Genomic DNA, 3,315 nt, shown 5'->3' with positions numbered 1-3,315 from the left:
TTCCATTCATACGCTTCACGAATTGGAAGCAAGACTAGCTTTGCAAAGCTAGGCTGTACAAGGATTGTACAACGATTTTTCGTGGGATATTGAAAAGCATAGACATTATTAATAATAATTGTCAATAGTCACCTCGGTCATGAGGCTCAAAGCCTTGCTGGACAAGGCATCGACGCACCTCAACGAAAACTCTAGATTTTCAGCCATTGTGTCTAACCCGCGAAAAATGTTGATAACCGATAACTGATAAGTAGCTGGTTATAATTAAATTAAAAATGGATTTTAGGTTCGATCCCCCCTGCCCCCCTTGATAAGGGGGGTGCCGATAGGCGGGGGGATCCCCCCTTAATCCCCCCTTAATAAGGGGGGCATCTGACAACTTTTAACGCCTACCTACTTAACTAATAACTGATAACTGATCCTATGGACTAATACCCGCAGATTTAAGGGCTTTGTCCATTAAAATTACATGGGTACTGCTTTCCTGTCCCTCATTGTCAGCACGACGCTGAATATAACTGCCATCGGATTGTAATTCCCATGCTTGTCGGTTATCTGACAACATGATGCCGAGAATTTCTTCTAGTTCCTTGGCGATCGCTGGTTCATCGATGGGTGTCACTGCTTCCACGCGACGAGTCAGGTTCCGCGTCATCCAATCGGCGCTACCAATATAAACCTCCTCCTGACCACCATTGTAAAAGTAAAAAATGCGGGAATGTTCCAAAAAGCGGCCGATAATGCTAATTACTCGGATATTTTCGCTTATTTCTGGCAATCCGGGCCGTAAACAACAGATGCCGCGAATAATTAAGTCAATCTGCACACCGGCACGAGAAGCGGCGTATAAGGCTTCTATAATCGGTTTATCGACAATAGAGTTCATTTTTGCGACAATGCGCCCCGTACCGCCATTTTTACAGTTTTTGGCCTCGCGATCGATCATTGCTAACATCCGTTTTCGCAAACTCACCGGAGCAATTAAAAGTTTGCGGTAGGATTGCTGACGGGAGTATCCAGTCAGAAAGTTAAATAAATCGGTGATATCTGCCCCCAAATCCTCGCGACAGCTAAGTAAACCCAAATCAGTGTATAATTTAGCCGTTTTTGGGTTATAATTGCCCGTGCCAATATGGAAATAACGACGGATTTTATCCCCTTCTTTTCTGACCACGAGAACCACTTTCGTGTGGGTTTTTAGACCAACTAAGCCATAAACAACGTGAACTCCGGCTTGTTCGAGCTTTTTCGCCCAACTAATGTTATTTTCCTCATCAAAGCGTGCTTTTAGTTCCACTAACGCCGCTACCTGTTTCCCATTTTCCGCCGCTGCAATCAGGGAATTGACAATCGGGGAATCTCCGGAAGTACGATACAAAGTCATTTTAATCGCTAAAACATGGGCATCATAGGCCGCCTGGGCGATAAACTGTTGTACCGAGGCACTAAAGGAATGGTAAGGGTGATGAACGAGAATATCGTTATTGCGAATTAAAGTAAAAATATCTTCGCCATCCTGTTCTAAAATGCCGTCTTCGTTACCGTCAACTATTTCTCGCAATCTCTGTAAAACCGGTGGGGTGACAGGATTCCACGGCGGATCTTTCAGTTCGGGACAGGGTAAGGACAGAAAATAAAATAAATCTTTGTGTCCTAGCAGTCCATCCACATCGTAAACATCGATCTCCTCAAGTCCCAGATCGCGCATGATCCGGTCTTTAATATTGCTAGGAGTAGAACTGTGGATTTCCAGACGTACTGCCGATTTACCGATGCGGCGCTTGCGTACTTCTTCCTCGATCGCTAATAATAAATCATCGGCCTCATCTTCTTCGACGGAGATATCGGCGTTGCGCGTCACCCGAAAAGGATAACATTCTTGAATGATCATGCCGGGGAAAAGTGCCTCTAAATTGTGCATTACCACCTGTTCCAGAGGCACTCCCGTCCAAATCGAAGCTTTTCCGTCTTGGTGGCGTAATTCTTTGGATAATGCCAGAAAACGGGGGAAAACCTGCGGCACTTTCACCCTGGCAAATAGTTCTTTATCGGTGTCGGGATCGCGAACGACTACGGCTAAATTGAGACTAAGATTAGAAATATAGGGAAAAGGATGACTAGGATCCACCGCTAGAGGAGTTAAAACGGGGAAAATATTTTGTTCAAAGTAATCATGGAGATAATTGCGCTGTTCTTGATGTAAATCTACATAGTTAATCAGATGAATTCCCTGTTCCACTAAGAGGTTTTTTAGGGTGTGTTCAAAAAGACGATCCTGCTGTTGTACAAGGGGACGCAGACGTTTACTGATCTCGGTTAGCTGTTCCGATGCAGTCCGTCCATCGGCACTTAAAACGGCTACATTTGCCTCTACCTGTTGTTTAAGCACTGCCACCCGTACCATAAAAAACTCGTCGAGATTGGCACAAAAAATGGCGGTAAATTTTAATCTTTCTAGTAGGGGAGTCCGAGGATCAAGTGCCTCATAAAGCACGCGACGATTAAATTCTAACCAGCTTAATTCTCGGTTAAAGTAATATTGCGAATCTTTAAGATCGATTTCAGAAGTTACGGTAGAAGCTTTAGCCATAGAGTCTAATACCTAAATAATAGATTAAACAGTTAGTAAGAAGCCACTTCAGCCTAAATTTGACTATTTTTGGCGTTTTTTTAGGCTACACTGCCCCAGATTAAGCCAAGTTACCCCGATTATTTTGGATGCTAATCCTACTGATTTTAGCCTGACTGGAGGAAAAATCAATTTATTAAAAGGTTAAGAAATCAGTCCCAACAGATCAAGGTTAAATTAATCTTTAAGTGAAATTATAGCGGTTCTCGCATCTGTGCGGCACACTTAAATCTTTGCTGATTAAGCTGTTCAGAATCGGAAATGTACCTCTTCTGAATCAGAAACGCTATAGATTTGTTAAATATCTAGACTTACCCGTTGACAAAAGGCTATAACCTGTGCTTTAGAAGGGATTCAGGGAATTTCCACCGCCCCGTTATTGGTTACAAATCAAGGAAAACCTAATAAATCTAACGCATGATTGTTGCAGTTCAGTCGGTCGAGTCAAGCCCAAAACCGAGATATATAACCTCAACTTATCAATAGCATAAGTAACAATAGTTTCAAACCCCTTTACAAACCGATACAAACTCTTTAAGATAGATACATCATCAATAAATCGTACCTCGATAACTTAATAGGAATCATAAACCAATGACCACCACTCTACAACAGCGCGAGAGCGCTTCCCTGTGGGAGCAGTTCTGCCAGTGGATCACCAGCACCAACAACCGTCTTTATGTCGG

The 3,315-nt window shown here is 43.1% G+C and carries 1 protein-coding gene; it reads right to left on the bottom strand.

What is annotated here, in order from left to right; all coding sequences use genetic code 11:
* Positions 1-421 precede the first annotated feature (421 nt).
* On the bottom strand, positions 422-2,590 hold the full coding sequence (gene ppk1, locus IM485_RS22490) for a polyphosphate kinase 1 (RefSeq protein ID WP_287745670.1): 2,169 nt from the start codon (positions 2,588-2,590) through the stop codon (positions 422-424).
* Between the last annotated feature and the right edge of the window lie 725 nt (positions 2,591-3,315).

The sequence above is a fragment of the Microcystis sp. M169S2 genome, from assembly GCF_020245865.1.
In the GTDB taxonomy this organism is placed as follows: domain Bacteria; phylum Cyanobacteriota; class Cyanobacteriia; order Cyanobacteriales; family Microcystaceae; genus Microcystis; species Microcystis ichthyoblabe_A.
This window is presented reverse-complemented; position numbering and strand designations above follow the sequence as displayed.